Origin of the sequence: Vibrio mexicanus (assembly GCF_001012815.1) — a bacterium.
Taxonomy (GTDB): domain Bacteria; phylum Pseudomonadota; class Gammaproteobacteria; order Enterobacterales; family Vibrionaceae; genus Vibrio; species Vibrio mexicanus.
The window spans coordinates 25,446-38,438 of record NZ_JYJP01000022.1; the positions used below are offsets into that span (position 1 = coordinate 25,446).

General features: G+C 43.7%; 12 protein-coding genes and 2 tRNA genes. 5 read left to right on the forward strand and 9 right to left on the reverse strand.

Going from position 1 to position 12,993, the window contains the following annotated elements:
* Positions 1-60: 60 nt before the first annotated feature.
* The 5 genes from UA76_RS22305 to UA76_RS04225 all read right to left on the reverse strand — a co-directional run bounded on the left by UA76_RS22305 (position 61) and on the right by UA76_RS04225 (position 4,470).
* The gene (locus UA76_RS22305) at positions 61-810 is read right to left on the reverse strand and encodes an MFS transporter (RefSeq protein WP_052771946.1); all 750 of its coding nucleotides are present in this window, start codon (positions 808-810) and stop codon (positions 61-63) included.
* On the reverse strand, positions 804-1,415 hold the full coding sequence (locus UA76_RS22310; protein ID WP_052771947.1) for an MFS transporter: 612 nt from the start codon (positions 1,413-1,415) through the stop codon (positions 804-806). The genes UA76_RS22305 and UA76_RS22310 overlap by 7 nt, the downstream gene beginning before the upstream one ends.
* Positions 1,416-1,495: 80 nt before the next feature.
* Complete coding sequence (locus tag UA76_RS04215) at positions 1,496-3,118, reverse strand: MFS transporter (RefSeq protein ID WP_047043393.1); 1,623 nt, start codon at positions 3,116-3,118, stop codon at positions 1,496-1,498.
* Between the two features lie 180 nt (positions 3,119-3,298).
* On the reverse strand, positions 3,299-3,778 hold the full coding sequence (locus tag UA76_RS04220; RefSeq protein WP_047043396.1) for a hypothetical protein: 480 nt from the start codon (positions 3,776-3,778) through the stop codon (positions 3,299-3,301).
* Positions 3,763-4,470, reverse strand: coding sequence for a winged helix-turn-helix domain-containing protein (locus UA76_RS04225; protein WP_047043399.1), 708 nt, complete (start codon positions 4,468-4,470; stop codon positions 3,763-3,765). The genes UA76_RS04220 and UA76_RS04225 overlap by 16 nt, the downstream gene beginning before the upstream one ends.
* Before the next feature lie 261 nt (positions 4,471-4,731).
* On the opposite strand from UA76_RS04225, the gene UA76_RS04230 reads away from it, so the two are divergent.
* Complete coding sequence (locus UA76_RS04230) at positions 4,732-5,559, forward strand: hypothetical protein (RefSeq protein ID WP_047043401.1); 828 nt, start codon at positions 4,732-4,734, stop codon at positions 5,557-5,559.
* Positions 5,560-5,680: 121 nt separating this feature from the next.
* Here the strand turns inward: UA76_RS04230 and UA76_RS04235 are convergent, their stop codons facing one another.
* The 4 genes from UA76_RS04235 to UA76_RS04250 all read right to left on the reverse strand — a co-directional run bounded on the left by UA76_RS04235 (position 5,681) and on the right by UA76_RS04250 (position 8,887).
* Complete coding sequence (locus tag UA76_RS04235; RefSeq protein ID WP_047043404.1) at positions 5,681-6,796, reverse strand: GGDEF domain-containing protein; 1,116 nt, start codon at positions 6,794-6,796, stop codon at positions 5,681-5,683.
* 154 nt (positions 6,797-6,950) lie between these two features.
* Positions 6,951-7,283: a c-type cytochrome gene (locus tag UA76_RS04240; protein WP_047043407.1), complete on the reverse strand. Its 333-nt coding sequence runs from the start codon at positions 7,281-7,283 to the stop codon at positions 6,951-6,953.
* A gap of 75 nt (positions 7,284-7,358) precedes the next feature.
* Positions 7,359-8,363, reverse strand: a complete 1,005-nt coding sequence (gene ltaE, locus UA76_RS04245) for a low-specificity L-threonine aldolase (RefSeq protein ID WP_047043409.1) — start codon at positions 8,361-8,363, stop codon at positions 7,359-7,361.
* A gap of 8 nt (positions 8,364-8,371) precedes the next feature.
* Complete coding sequence (locus UA76_RS04250) at positions 8,372-8,887, reverse strand: NUDIX hydrolase (protein ID WP_047043412.1); 516 nt, start codon at positions 8,885-8,887, stop codon at positions 8,372-8,374.
* Between the two features lie 269 nt (positions 8,888-9,156).
* On the opposite strand from UA76_RS04250, the gene UA76_RS04255 reads away from it, so the two are divergent.
* The 4 genes from UA76_RS04255 to UA76_RS04270 all read left to right on the forward strand — a co-directional run bounded on the left by UA76_RS04255 (position 9,157) and on the right by UA76_RS04270 (position 12,618).
* Complete coding sequence (locus tag UA76_RS04255; RefSeq protein WP_047043414.1) at positions 9,157-10,821, forward strand: ATPase RavA domain-containing protein; 1,665 nt, start codon at positions 9,157-9,159, stop codon at positions 10,819-10,821.
* 49 nt (positions 10,822-10,870) lie between these two features.
* On the forward strand, positions 10,871-12,316 hold the full coding sequence (gene viaA / locus UA76_RS04260) for an ATPase RavA stimulator ViaA (protein ID WP_047043415.1): 1,446 nt from the start codon (positions 10,871-10,873) through the stop codon (positions 12,314-12,316).
* Between the two features lie 149 nt (positions 12,317-12,465).
* A tRNA-Cys gene (locus tag UA76_RS04265) sits at positions 12,466-12,539 on the forward strand.
* 3 nt (positions 12,540-12,542) lie between these two features.
* A tRNA-Gly gene (locus UA76_RS04270) sits at positions 12,543-12,618 on the forward strand.
* The last annotated feature ends 375 nt before the right edge of the window (positions 12,619-12,993 follow it).

Consider the following 12,993-nt stretch of genomic DNA (forward strand, 5'->3'; position numbering starts at 1 on the left):
AGTAGGGTATCCTTGGCATTTCTTCAATGGCCTGAACGAAGTGTTGTGGGTAGTAGGTTCTTATTTCGTTATCTTTTCGAATGGATTGATCGAGGGTAATTTGATTGATACTGCCGAACAAAGTGATACCGACAACAACGCCAATATTACGCATGGTAGCTTGCAACCCCCCGACTGTTCTGCATCGCGTTCACCAAGTGCATTCGTTATCATCACTGGACATTGTGAAGCTAGTACCCCCATTACCGCACCAAGTAAGCACATGCCTATGTAAAAGGGGACAATGATTTGGGATTCCTGGCTAGACAGCATGAGTATCACACCTGAAATCCCCATTCCAATAAAGGCAAAGCGACTCAATGTCTGAGGAGAATGCTGTTTAAACAGCAGTGGAGTAATCACTGAAAAAGCAATCATGAATGCAGAGAAGAGTAAGATAATACTCCCGGAATGTGCGGTTGATAATGAGATTGCGACCTGTAGGTAGGTAATAGCCACAAAGCTTACTCCACCCAGCACCATGTACATTAGGGTTAGGATAATGAATCCTCGTCTAGCAGGTGCCTGTTTTAACCAACGCAAAGGCAGCAATGCATTGCCATATTTTGCTTCAAACCGACTTTGTTGAATGATGAAAATGACAAATAGGCTAATACCTACAACAAGGAGAGCGAGTGCAGGGCTTATCGGTGTTGTCAAGCTGAGCCAATTTGGAAATGATGCTGTTTCGATGGCGTACACAAAACCCCAGTGTGGCATTTTGATAAGGCCAAGGAAGATAGTGGTAATGCTTATTCCGCCAATCACCATGCTAGGATATCAAGTTTCTCTGGTTGATTAGTATGTATTGGGCTTATTCCGTAGATTGCTCCAATCAGAGTCACTAGGTAAAGACTAGCCACGAAAATAAAGGGCCAGTACCAGTTAAAATTGTCATGAACCCAACCACTAAATAGTGGCACAATTGCCGCTGCTAGACCGGTTGCTGCTGCCATTAGCCCGAAGCCTAGCGCTCTTTGCTTTCCTGGGAAATGAGCGACAACAAGCGCCAGTACTGCCGGAAGAATTAAAGCAGAACCAACTCCAGTTAGAGGCCTGACAACCAAAATTAAGAGGCGAACGTCATTGGAAAACAAAAAGCCAACTGTTGAGATTAACCCAATAGCCGTGCCAATGATTAATAGACGTCGCCAGCCAATGATGAGACCAATCATACTAGCAGAGAGCATGAGTGCCGCGCCAATGAGAGGTTGGATACTACCGAGTAGTTGAATTGATGAGATATTAGTATCAAAAGTGGATACTAATGTAGAAGTTGATATCGAAAGGTTGGCGATATCAGCCGATAGAGTGAATTGAGCTAGACATAATATCCATAGAATGAATCCTTTTTTGTTATCTAAGGCGTTAACCATAGTTGCCTCGCTGTAATTAGTTAGGATTAGTGAAGGGTGAAACCAAAAAAGCCTCGGCATGGCCGAGGCTTAGTCGCTGATTACTCAGCTTTCATCAATGATCGTTGTGGCAATTTACTACATAGAGCCAAACCACCGAACATCAAGATAATAAGTGCAAACAGTGCATATTGAACTGACTGAAGGCGAGAATCTGCCATCACATCAAGAACGATTTGTTGTTCTTCTTTGTCTGCAATCAGGTCTTCCATTAGTACCACTGCCATATCGTTAGAAACGAATGGTAGAGAAGGCTGCTCTAAAATAATTTGCTTAGTTTCAGCAGTCAGGCCTTCGTGCTCGGCAACGTTAGACTTGATAGCACCTGTTAGAGAGAACAGCATGATTGAACCTAGGATAGCAACACCAAATGCTTGACCTACGTTACGAGAAGTCGCTTGGATACCACCAGATTGCTGTGCTTCACGCTCGCTAAGAGCAGAAGTAACAACGATTGATGCTTGAGAAGCCAGTAGACCCGCACCGATACCGAAGATAGTCAGTGATACGTATTGCCATACAGTGATGCCTTCTGCTGTGAAGCCGAAGAACATTAGGCCAGTACCCGCAGCAGCAACAATGAAGCCAAGTTGACAAACACGTTGACAGCTAAGGTGAGACAGTTTCGCAGGTGCGCCTAGAGAGCCAATCATCATACCTAGAGCGAAAGCACACAGAGCCATACCAGAAGCGAACGCGCTCATACCTGCAACAAGCTGCATGTAAGATACGTTGATGAAGCCAGTTGCGCCGAATAGTAGGAAGATAACAGCACAAAGAACAAGACCAACAACAACTTGTGGGTTCTTAACGTAAGATGATGGAAGTAGTGGAGTACCACCGTTCTCTTCAAAGCGACGTTCCCAAACCATTAGACATTTCAGTACAGCAGCACCAAGAAGAACCGTTGGAATAGCTGGTGAAATACCTGCGATAGTGAAGTCAGTCAATGGTGCAACTAGGCCCCACTCAGAGATTTTTAGTAGACCAGTAACAAACAGCAGTAGACCAGCACCCGCAAGCGCGATACCAACTGTGTCCAATTTACCTTTGAAAGGAGAAGAGTCTAGTGTAGGAAGCTTCATACTACCGAACATAACAAGAAGACAGTATACACCTAGGCCCATGAACGCTACTTGGAAGCTTGCAACATCAAGAATAAAACCAAATAAAAGAGGTGTGATTGCACTTGCAAGGCCAACTAACGCAGCGATAGCTGAGAATGCAATCGCTTGGTCTTTACCTTTGTAAATACCAGCAACGTTTGCCAGTACCGCAGGGATAAGTAAACAAGCACCAAGGCCAGCACCTACACGCGCACCGTAGTTAAGGACTTCCATGTTTGGAGCAAAAGCAGCACCGAAAGATGCAGCAGCTAGCATACCTGCGCCGATAACCATTTGGCGTTTCCAGCCAATGATAAGGCCGATAAGACCACCGGCAATCATACCTGCACCAGCGATCAGCGGGTACATTGCGTTTGCCATTTGAATTTGAGGCATGGTTGCGCCGTGAAGAGCAATCAGTGCATCAGTAGAAATTGCTAAGCCAGAGTTGTCTGCCATAGTAGAAAACTGTGCGGCTAGAAGAACAATCAGAGGGAACCATTTGGCTAGTCCTGATTTTTCTTCTGGTGTAGGAACAGAAGGAGCGGATACCGTCATTTTTGATACCTTAGTTAGTTGGTGAGCATAACGCCCAAGAAGGTTTAGTTCTAGAAACGTATAACGTTCTTGGGAGTATTAAACGACGTTATGCTGAGTTCTCTCCAACTAAAAAAAGTATCTTTGAAGCAAAAAAAATAATCAATATAAAAAGACAGGATAAAAAAAGATAAATTTTATTTAACCTGCTGTTTTTTCAAGGATATAAATAGCATTCTGTTGGTTGGTTAACTTCATTTTTAGAATCAGTTTACCCTCTTCTAAACGCCAAATATTGCCGTGTAATAGTGTTCCTTGATTGGGTACCAAAATATTGCTATTGGCTATGAAAGTATCTAAGCCATTGACGGTGCGATTGGTGACTTCAAGGTGGGTCAACTCATGTTCGTAGCGCCTAAGCAGTAGTTCTGCATCATAGGTATAATTGTGTTCGTTGAAACTATTTACAATTGAAAGCCGTGCTAAACCAGGCTCAATAATTAAGGTTGCTTCACTTTTTAAAGGGTGCCCACCAATATTTAAATGACCCAGCCCTTCCCATACCCCTTGGTAGACGCGTGTGGGTTCATTGTTATATTGATAGACTTTGTTTCCAAGTAAGGCACAGGATACAAAGAGAGTTATAATGACAGCTACTCGCTTAATTAACGTTGCACGCATGTTAGCTGCTCCTCTACCTTGGTACATATGAGGTAAATATCCCCATCTTTTAGCGCAAATTGTTGTTGTTCAATATCTCTGAATGGAATGGGTTCACCGTTTTCTTCGGAGTGTTCAAACATGACCCAATTATTCCCATGTTGGTGACTGGTTCGCTGATACTTTTTTGCGCCAAGCCCTAAACTGGTCGCTACAAACAGTGCTATGGAGACACCACCCAATATGGCCCACTGGGTTGCGTTAAATAGAGTCGTCACTTTCTCGGTATTTTCTTGGTGTTGTTTTTGAGCTACATCGTTTTCTATAGTAGGGCTTGCAACTTCTGTGCTTGTCACCGGAACGGTGGGTTCTGTGGTTTCAGCTTGATAAAGGTGTGGCTTAGTAGACAGCACGTAGCCTTGTTTGGGAATCGTGCGGATGAGTGTACGTTGATCGTCTTTAAGCGAAAACCTAAGCGCTTTCACTGTTTGATTGATGGTTGCATTGGTTGCGTACGAGTCTTTCCAAAGCTGCTTTTCAATATCGGTACGTGATAGAACTTCTGGAAAACTCTGGATTAGTGCGTGAAATAGGTTGGCTTCTCTTGCCCTAAGTTGGCTACGCTCTTCATTCCACTCAATGACCCCGGATGTTGGGGAATAGAGAATACCTCCTACGTTATAGATAGGTGGCTCAAGGGAGAGGGTTGTCATTGGCAGACCTTTTTATTCTTGTTTTGTAGTGATACTTAAATAATTGTAGCAATTTATCACTCGCTAGGTGTTTGATCGCGAGCAAGTTACTAACAAAACGGTTGTTAAGTAAGCGGCTGGTCACGCTGTGAATATTTAATGACAATTTTTTTTCATTTTTAGTTTTTTTATTTGGTTATCTCTTTATACCTGCTTTTTATAAGGTTGTTTGGAATTTGATTTATGAATCAATTATCCAACGACTATATAAAGGTTTGTACCATGGCAGTATTGAAACAACTAACCACATGCAGTGCCCTACTACTTTCTTCTTCAATCGTGTTTGCTGATGAGGCTGTTGAGCAAGAAAATGCTCCGGATCCAGGCGATCACACAAAAGTATCAACAGTGGTTCATGCAACATATGGTATTCAAAGTCTAGGTGAGCAAGACAATAACTTTGTACAATTACAAGGCCAAATGTCTGGTGCAAAACAAAATGGAAATTTGTTTTTGGGCCAATTAACGCTTCAAGGCCAAGAAAATGCGAATACATTCCCGGCAGATGATAGCTTCGATCTTTCTCAAGTACGTGCTCGTTACTTTGAAGTAAAAAGAACGGAATGGGAAAATGCTCCAATGTTAGGTGTATCACTCGATTACATTGAAACGAGCTTTGTTGATGGCGCACTAACCGATCGCTTGTTTGCTGTTGGTGGTTTAATCCGCATGAACACACCATTTGAAAACTGGTTGTCATTCCCAATCGTAGCGGCAGCTTACGGTCAAAATAGCGATTTCGCAAAAGATTTAGTAGGTACAAAGAGCTCAACTTATGGTGTTCAGTTCAACTTTTTGAACTCTATCTATCTACATAAAAATGGCACTCATGTTCAAGTGAATCCTCAATACAGCATGCTAGACTTCGGTGGTGCTGTAGGTACGGTTAACTCTTTGCAGCTAGACCTTGCTGTTCAGGCTCCGCTTACAGAAAACCGTAAGCACTGGGGTAAGCTGACTTACACAGAGTACTTTGACGATGCGGGCCAAAGTTTTGGCCACAACGATCAAAATACAGAGTTGAAGTTTACTTATAGCTACTACCTCTAATGATTGCGTTCGCCTAAATTAGGTGCGTCTATTGTAGAGCGTCGTATGAACCGGATTTCGACGTCGCTCTACAGAAATATGCTCCATAAACCTGCGTCTTCCCCCTTAAGAATTCGTAGGTTTAATTACTTTTTGAAGAACGCATCGCGACTACTTGCTCTTCATCATCACTGCACTTTCGCTTAATGTTTCGCTTATGGATATACATATCTTTATCTGCCAAACGGAGCGTGTCTTTAATACTTAAATAATCGTCAGGCCCAGATTGTGCGATACCAATACTTAATGAAACATCATTGCGAACGGATAAGATTTCGTTAGTGAGTCTTGGCACAAAATGTTTGAGGACAAGGTCTTTGCTGCAGCTTGGCATAATGATGACGAACTCGTCACCCCCAAAGCGGTAACAGTAGTCAACGTTTCGGGATGCAGAACGTATGCAATCGGCTACGAGTACAAGAATCGCGTCCCCTTCATCATGGCCGAGTTCATCGTTACATTGCTTAAAGTCATCGATGTCTATATAGACAAGAGAAATAGGTTCATTTTTAATCTGCACAGATTCAAATGCGCTGGATGAAGTGGATTGGAAGGTACGTTTGTTGAACAGGTTGGTGAGCGGGTCTAAACGTGAGACTTGCTGTAAATTGTGAGTTCTCTCGTGGATGAGGTTTTCAAGGTCGCCGATATGGCGCTCAGAACGTGTTCGCTCGGCTTCTAGCTCCGTCATCATACTGCGAATGTAAGCATCAAAAACGAAAGAGATATCAAAGTCGATTAACCGATGTATTACGCTAACCATACTTTTGGCATACACTTGGTCATTGAGATTGGTTTCGATAGTGCGAGTGAGGATCCCTTTAAGATAACCGATGGCTGAGAGGTAGAGTTTTGGCGCCACCCCTAGCCGCTTATGAATCAGCCCTATGCGAAGTCTATTTTCAACATAGGCGAGATCAACATCTCGGCTAATCAGTTCAACAATGTATGTTTTTTGCGCGGCGATGAGGCGAGTGAGCGTGCCTGAGTCACCGATTAATGTGGCTATTTCAGTATTGTCGGTTTGGTTCTCGTAGAATATGCCGACCATCATGTCCAAGTTACGCTCTACAATACCTTTGAGAGCAGTTCGGCTGTTCAGATCTTCTTGAGATAAGCGAAAAAGCTCCAGACGTGACTTTAGTTCAATCTCGGTAATGTTTTGTTGCTCAACTAGAGAGCACTCGGTGATTTTCATTCCATGACCACAACAATAAATACGCCCATAAGTTAATATAGAACATAGATCTAATTTGTGTTCTTCGCATTCGTTTGGAAGCACATTCGTGTTACTAGATTAGAATAAAGACTTCGCGAATGGTCTTCCCAAAGTGCCTCGTCTCGCTGGCATATTAGTCGTTTAGGCCGGAATAGTAGGCCGCAACGTCACGTAGGTCTTGATCATTCAAGTGCTGAAGTTGAGCCTTCATCATGTCGGCCATTGCGCCTCCTCTTAAACCATTCTGATAATCTTTCATCGAGTTGAATAAGTAGAGCTCGTTTTGTGATTTTAAGTTTGGATACGCAGGGTTAGACTCGGGGCCAGAGACAGAGTGACAGAAAACACAGCTAGGTGATTTCATCTTTCCAGCAATAGGATCGCCCGTACTTGCCGTGGCTTGAAAGGAAAGGGCAGAGACCAAACACAGTGCCGATGTGATTTGTGAGGTACTAAGAATGTTCATAGGATTAGAAAAAGTCGCTTTTATTTTTCAATGGCATGAAAGCTTAAAGCTTCCCCTAAGGGGAAGCTCAAGTGATTATGCGTATTGAGCGAGCTTTTCGAGAAGCAGTGCAATATCTTGCTGGTTAACATCTTTATGAGTGACAAAACGGACGGGGTTTCCAGGTGAAATGGTGATTCCGTCTTGCGCAAGCTTGTCAGCGACATCCTGTATTTTTACGTTTGGCGCAACTTTGGCAAACACAATGTTGGTTTGGACCAAGTCAGGTTTCACATCGAATCCATCGATGGCCGCTAACCCTATTGCTAATCGTTTTGCATTGTCATGGTCGACTTTTAATTGCGCTACCTGCTCGGTCAGCGCCAATTTACCTGCGGCTGCCAAAATCCCAGCTTGGCGCATGCCACCACCCACCATTTTCCTTAAGCGGCGAGCTCGGCCAATGTACTCTGAAGAACCTAGCAAAAGGGAGCCAATAGGCGCACTTAATCCTTTTGAGAGGCAGATTGTCATTGAATCGAAGTATTTGGCGATCTCTTTTACATCGATATCAAGTGCAACGGCCGCGTTGTAAACACGTGCGCCATCAAGATGCAGAGACAAATTGTGCTGATCAACAAACTCACGAGCCTCGGCCAAATATTCCATTGGAAGCACTTTGCCATTGATGGTGTTCTCTAGGCTAAGAAGTGTTGTTCGCGCAAAGTGGCTGTCATCTGGCTTAATTGCTGCTCTTAACTTGTCAAAGTCCAAAGTACCGTCTGGATTGTTTTCAATCGGTTGAGGCTGTATTGAGCCTAAGACCGCCGCGCCACCGGCTTCATACTTATAGTTATGGGCTTGTTGACCACACAAATACTCATCACCACGCTGACAGTGCGCCATCAAACCGAGTAAGTTTGCTTGAGTCCCTGAGCTGGTAAACAGAGCCGCTTCAAAGCCGTGACGCTGCGCAGCCCAAACTTCAAGATCATTGACGGTTGGGTCATCGCCATAAACGTCGTCACCAACGTCTGCATTAGCCATTGCTTCGCGCATAGCCGGTGTAGGGCGCGTCACTGTGTCTGAACGAAAGTCCATATAGTCTCCTAGATATAGTTGCAAAGCTTGGCTTTGCTTAGACAAGCGATGGTTTTGGCATCCGTAATGGTGCCTGCGATTATACGAGCTTCTAGCTCGTCCATTGATAATGTTATGACTTCAATAACTTCATCGTCATCACAGTCGAATCGGTTGGTGTTCAACAGGTCTTTAGCAACGAAAAGGTATTGGATTTCATCGCAGAATCCCGCTAAAGGTGTGACTTGGCCTAATGAGATGAATTCGTCGGCACTAAATCCAGTCTCTTCTTCAAGTTCTCTCTTGGCGCAGTCTAGTGGCAGTTCATCTTGTTCAATGGTGCCAGCTGGCAGCTCCAGTAACCATTTCTTTAAAGAAGGTCGAAATTGATTGATCAGGACAATTTTACCATCAGACGTAACAGGCAAAATGACTGATGCTCCGGGATGTTTGATGGTGGTGTGGGTAACGGTTTTGTTATTGGGTAGCGCAACTTGTTCTTCGAGTAGCGAGATGTTTTTCCAAGTGTGGATCGTATTGCTCATGCATTCATCATTGTTGCTTTAGTTCTATTGTCACGATAACGATATTTACAGACTAAAGAAAGCGCTAATAAACGTGTCAGCTAGGCTGGAAGCCAATAGGAGTGATGAACCTCTCAAAAATGGAAACAATGATTTCATGCAAAGTCGGGATGATTGCATCTGATATAAGTGGGGCTATCAATTGGAAATAAATCCACTTGTAACAAGATGATAACAACTGTATAAAAGTATATATACACAGAAAAAGTCCCAACCCGAGGTTTGTTGTAATGTTTACTCCCCAAAAAGCTTCTCATGCGCAAAAAGCATTGCTCTCGGAACGAATAAATAAGCTGACAAAAGCACTCTCAGATGGTGTTTATGAACGTGAAGATACCATTAAATTATGTCTGCTTGCAGCCCTTGCTGGTGAAAGTGTTTTCTTATTAGGCCCTCCTGGTATTGCGAAAAGTTTGATCGCAAAACGCCTCATTCAAGCGTTTGATAATTCCAGTTATTTTGAATATTTAATGACTCGATTTTCAACACCGGAGGAAGTGTTTGGCCCCTTGAGTATCCAAGAACTAAAAGATAACGGTCGTTACCTTCGATTAACAGAAGGCTACCTACCTACGGCTCAGGTCGTATTTTTGGATGAAATCTGGAAAGCGGGCCCTGCAATCCTTAACACTCTATTAACTGTCGTCAATGAAAAAACCTTTAAGAACGGTAGCGATGTAGAACGCGTGCCAATGAGGCTGCTTGTTTCTGCTTCCAATGAGCTTCCTGATGACGACAGTGGCCTAGATGCCCTGTACGATCGTATGCTAGTGCGCGTATTCGTCAATCGAATCCAAAATAAGCAGAACTTCAAGTCGATGCTGACTGTTGGTACACCTCAAGAGGCGGTTATTCCAGAAGGTTTAGCGATTACCGATCAGGAATACCATGATTGGCAGCAGCAACTTGACAAGCTTGAGTTGTCCGACACGGTGTTTAACAAGCTCTATGAGTTGAAAACTCTTTTGGAAGAAACGGTTGAGTCTCAAGGTCTTGATATTGCCGATACTGACATGTATGTGTCTGACCGTCGATGGAAAAAGGCGGTAAAACTTCTTAAAGCGAGTGCGTTCTTTAATGGTCGCGATTCGATAAATCCTTTGGATCTTTTGCTGCTTCAAGACTGCTTATGGAATAGTCCAGAATCGCGTGATGTCGTACGTTCGGTTATTAAGAAGTTTGCCTCTGAGCATGCTTTCGATCAGGCTGAAGTTGAAACACAAATTAACCTTTGTAAAGAAGAACTTGATGATATTCAAGAGGCCTTAGAGTCTGAATACGGTGTCCAGCTGCTTGAAGGCGGTACATCTGGCTTACTTAAAAAGCAAACAACGCACTCTTACGACGTTTCAGATGCCAAAAGCTACAAAGTGAACGTGACGAGTGGCATGGTCAAGCTTGTTTTGCTGCAAAGCAATATGTCCGTGAGCGAAACGGAGAAGGGCGATACTTGGTATGTGTATGTGCCTAAATCTGAACTAGAGAAAATCATTAAAGAAGGCCAAGGCGACATCAATGGCTTTGTAAATAAGAGTACGGACATAAGCCGCCTGCACTTTGATGTGGATGGCTCGAACCAACTTGTCGTTAAAGACATCGCTAATCGTAGCGTTGTGGTGGCGATTGTGACTAACAAAGGTATAGATACTGAGTTGTATCAGCAATGGCTAGCTAAAACAGAGCATGCTATTCAACAGCTTGATAAAGCCGACCATTTGCTGAGAAAAGCAAAATCAGATTTCCATGGTGCATTGCCACACAGCTTTGTTGAGCGTGAACTGCCGAGAGTCATGGAGGAAGGGCTGCAAAGTTTACAACGTCGCTTAGAAGCGGTTCGAGGTGAGTGTGAGCGTTCGGCTCAACGTATCAAGAATATGGATAAGTACTTTGCTTAAGGGCAAAGGCTTAAAAATAAGTGCATATTTTAAAAATTAGGGGCGCGATATGCTAGGTGCTGATGGATTAAATCTTGCTTTGATGGTCGCTGAATCAGGCATTATTGATACAGCGGTAAATGACCTTATGGCGCGCTCTCAAATGATGGCGGTCACCGAAAATCCGGGTGTGAAATCTTCAATGAAGAATCACCTGATGAAATGGCGTGGCAATGTTAAGAAGCGTATTACAAAAGTTTGTGAAACCGAGCGCTTTGTTCAAGAGATCAACCTTTACCAGGAAGTGATCCACTGGGATGAAGCGACGTTTTTCGTCAAGATTAACGACGTGATCAAAAAGCTTGAGTGGCACTCTGCGTTCTACCTTCAAGCGCGTAGATTGATGGAAAAGAACAAAGGTGTGAACAACCCTATGTTCCCGCACTACTTTTGTGACCAGTGGTATAAAAGTTTAAGCGAAGCGATCAAGCAGGCTCAAGTAAGCGAACTTGAAGCCAACAAAGAGAAAGTACTAAAGGATTTGTATCAACGCATCGAAACCATAAGCACGATGGATGATGTTGCGATGTCAGGCGATGAAGCCCAAGTTGGCCGTCTGTGGGATATGGCTTCAGCCAAGTTAAGTAAAACCGATCTAACGGTGATGCACCGCTTAGCGGACTTCCTGAAGAAGAATAAAGGTCTGCAAGAAATCGCAGAAAAGCTAGGTCGTATGGCAAGCCAAGTGGATGACCCTGATTTCCTTCATCAACGTGAAGATCTGCTCGAGATGGTTGAAGAACTATCCGATGAAGCCACTGACGATATTGTGGGTGTGCACGAAGGTGACGATCTTAATAAACTGCTACCAAACGAAACCATGTTCTTGGCTTACCCAGAGCTTGAAGTTGTTTTCTACAAACACTTAGTCGATAAGCGTTTGATGAACTACCGTACTAAAGGCAAAGCGCGCACTTTGCGTAAAGTCCGTGCTCAGAAACCTGATAACTCGGATATGGAAATCGAGAAGGGGCCATTTGTCATCTGTGTCGATGCATCGGGCTCAATGAAAGGTTTCCCAGAGACCTGTGCTAAGGCGATGGCGTATGCATTGATGCAAATTGCGCTGGCAGAAGGTCGAGACTGTTACGTGATGCTGTTTTCAACTGAGCAGATCACTTACGAGCTTACCAGGCAAGACGGTCTTCGTGAGGCGAGTGATTTCCTCTCTTATACTTTCCATGGCGGTACTGATTTCGAGAAAGCAATTCACAACTCAATTGATATGATGAATCAAGAGAAGTATCGCAATGCCGATTTGATTGTCCTTTCAGACTTTATCGCGCCAAAACAGTCGGGTGAAATGGTGGCTAAAGTTGAAGAACTTAAGAAAACCAAAAACCGTTTTCATGCGGTTAGCGTATCCAAATATGGTAATCCGCAGCTCATGGAAATGTTCGATCATTGTTGGTCTTACCATTCAAACTTCATGGGACGCTTAATGAAAAAGTGGTAACACTGCCTGAAACGGTGTGTTCCTTGGACAATTTGCTTTAAATGTCAGCAAGTGAATTGTTTTTTTCGTTTTTTGTTTGACTCTCAATCCTTAATCATTAAAGTATGCATCGAACGCGGCGGGGGTGACCTAAAGCGTTGATGAAAAAAGGCGTGTTGGCAGAGTGGCTATGCAGCGGATTGCAAATCCGTGGACCTCGGTTCGACTCCGGGACGCGCCTCCATTTGCGACACTAGCTCAGTTGGTAGAGCGCAACCTTGCCAAGGTTGAGGTCACGAGTTCGAACCTCGTGTGTCGCTCCAATTTCTTTACGAAGAAAGCGGAATAGTCTTCATCGTACTTAACGGTGACAAAAAACGACACTAGCTCAATTAGTTGAGCGCAACCTTGCCAAGGTTGAGGTCACGCTTAAGTTTAAGAGAAAGTGAACCTCGTGTGTCGCTCCAATTTCTTTACGAAGAAAGCGGAATAGTCTTCATCGTACTTAACGGTGACAAAAAACGACACTAGCTTAATTGATTGAGTACAACCTTACCAAGGTTGAGGTCACGCTTAAGTTTAAGAGAAAGCGAACCTCGTGTGTCGCTCCATATTTTGAAGTATGGAGCTTAGGTACTTAGAAGTATTAAGTTCGATACTAAAGATGGTGTTTGACCCATCGCAATAAAGAATTGCGT

What these genes read in the sequence shown, in the direction of transcription:
- UA76_RS22305 (WP_052771946.1), bottom strand. Translation starts at nt 810, where the DNA reads ATGGTGATTGGCGGAATAAGCATTACCACTATCTTCCTTGGCCTTATC.
- UA76_RS22310 (WP_052771947.1), bottom strand. Translation starts at nt 1,415, where the DNA reads ATGGTTAACGCCTTAGATAACAAAAAAGGATTCATTCTATGGATATTA.
- UA76_RS04215 (WP_047043393.1), bottom strand. Translation starts at nt 3,118, where the DNA reads ATGACGGTATCCGCTCCTTCTGTTCCTACACCAGAAGAAAAATCAGGA.
- UA76_RS04220 (WP_047043396.1), bottom strand. Translation starts at nt 3,778, where the DNA reads ATGCGTGCAACGTTAATTAAGCGAGTAGCTGTCATTATAACTCTCTTT.
- UA76_RS04225 (WP_047043399.1), bottom strand. Translation starts at nt 4,470, where the DNA reads ATGACAACCCTCTCCCTTGAGCCACCTATCTATAACGTAGGAGGTATT.
- UA76_RS04230 (WP_047043401.1), top strand. Translation starts at nt 4,732, where the DNA reads ATGGCAGTATTGAAACAACTAACCACATGCAGTGCCCTACTACTTTCT.
- UA76_RS04235 (WP_047043404.1), bottom strand. Translation starts at nt 6,796, where the DNA reads ATGAAAATCACCGAGTGCTCTCTAGTTGAGCAACAAAACATTACCGAG.
- UA76_RS04240 (WP_047043407.1), bottom strand. Translation starts at nt 7,283, where the DNA reads ATGAACATTCTTAGTACCTCACAAATCACATCGGCACTGTGTTTGGTC.
- ltaE (WP_047043409.1), bottom strand. Translation starts at nt 8,363, where the DNA reads ATGGACTTTCGTTCAGACACAGTGACGCGCCCTACACCGGCTATGCGC.
- UA76_RS04250 (WP_047043412.1), bottom strand. Translation starts at nt 8,887, where the DNA reads ATGAGCAATACGATCCACACTTGGAAAAACATCTCGCTACTCGAAGAA.
- UA76_RS04255 (WP_047043414.1), top strand. Translation starts at nt 9,157, where the DNA reads ATGTTTACTCCCCAAAAAGCTTCTCATGCGCAAAAAGCATTGCTCTCG.
- viaA (WP_047043415.1), top strand. Translation starts at nt 10,871, where the DNA reads ATGCTAGGTGCTGATGGATTAAATCTTGCTTTGATGGTCGCTGAATCA.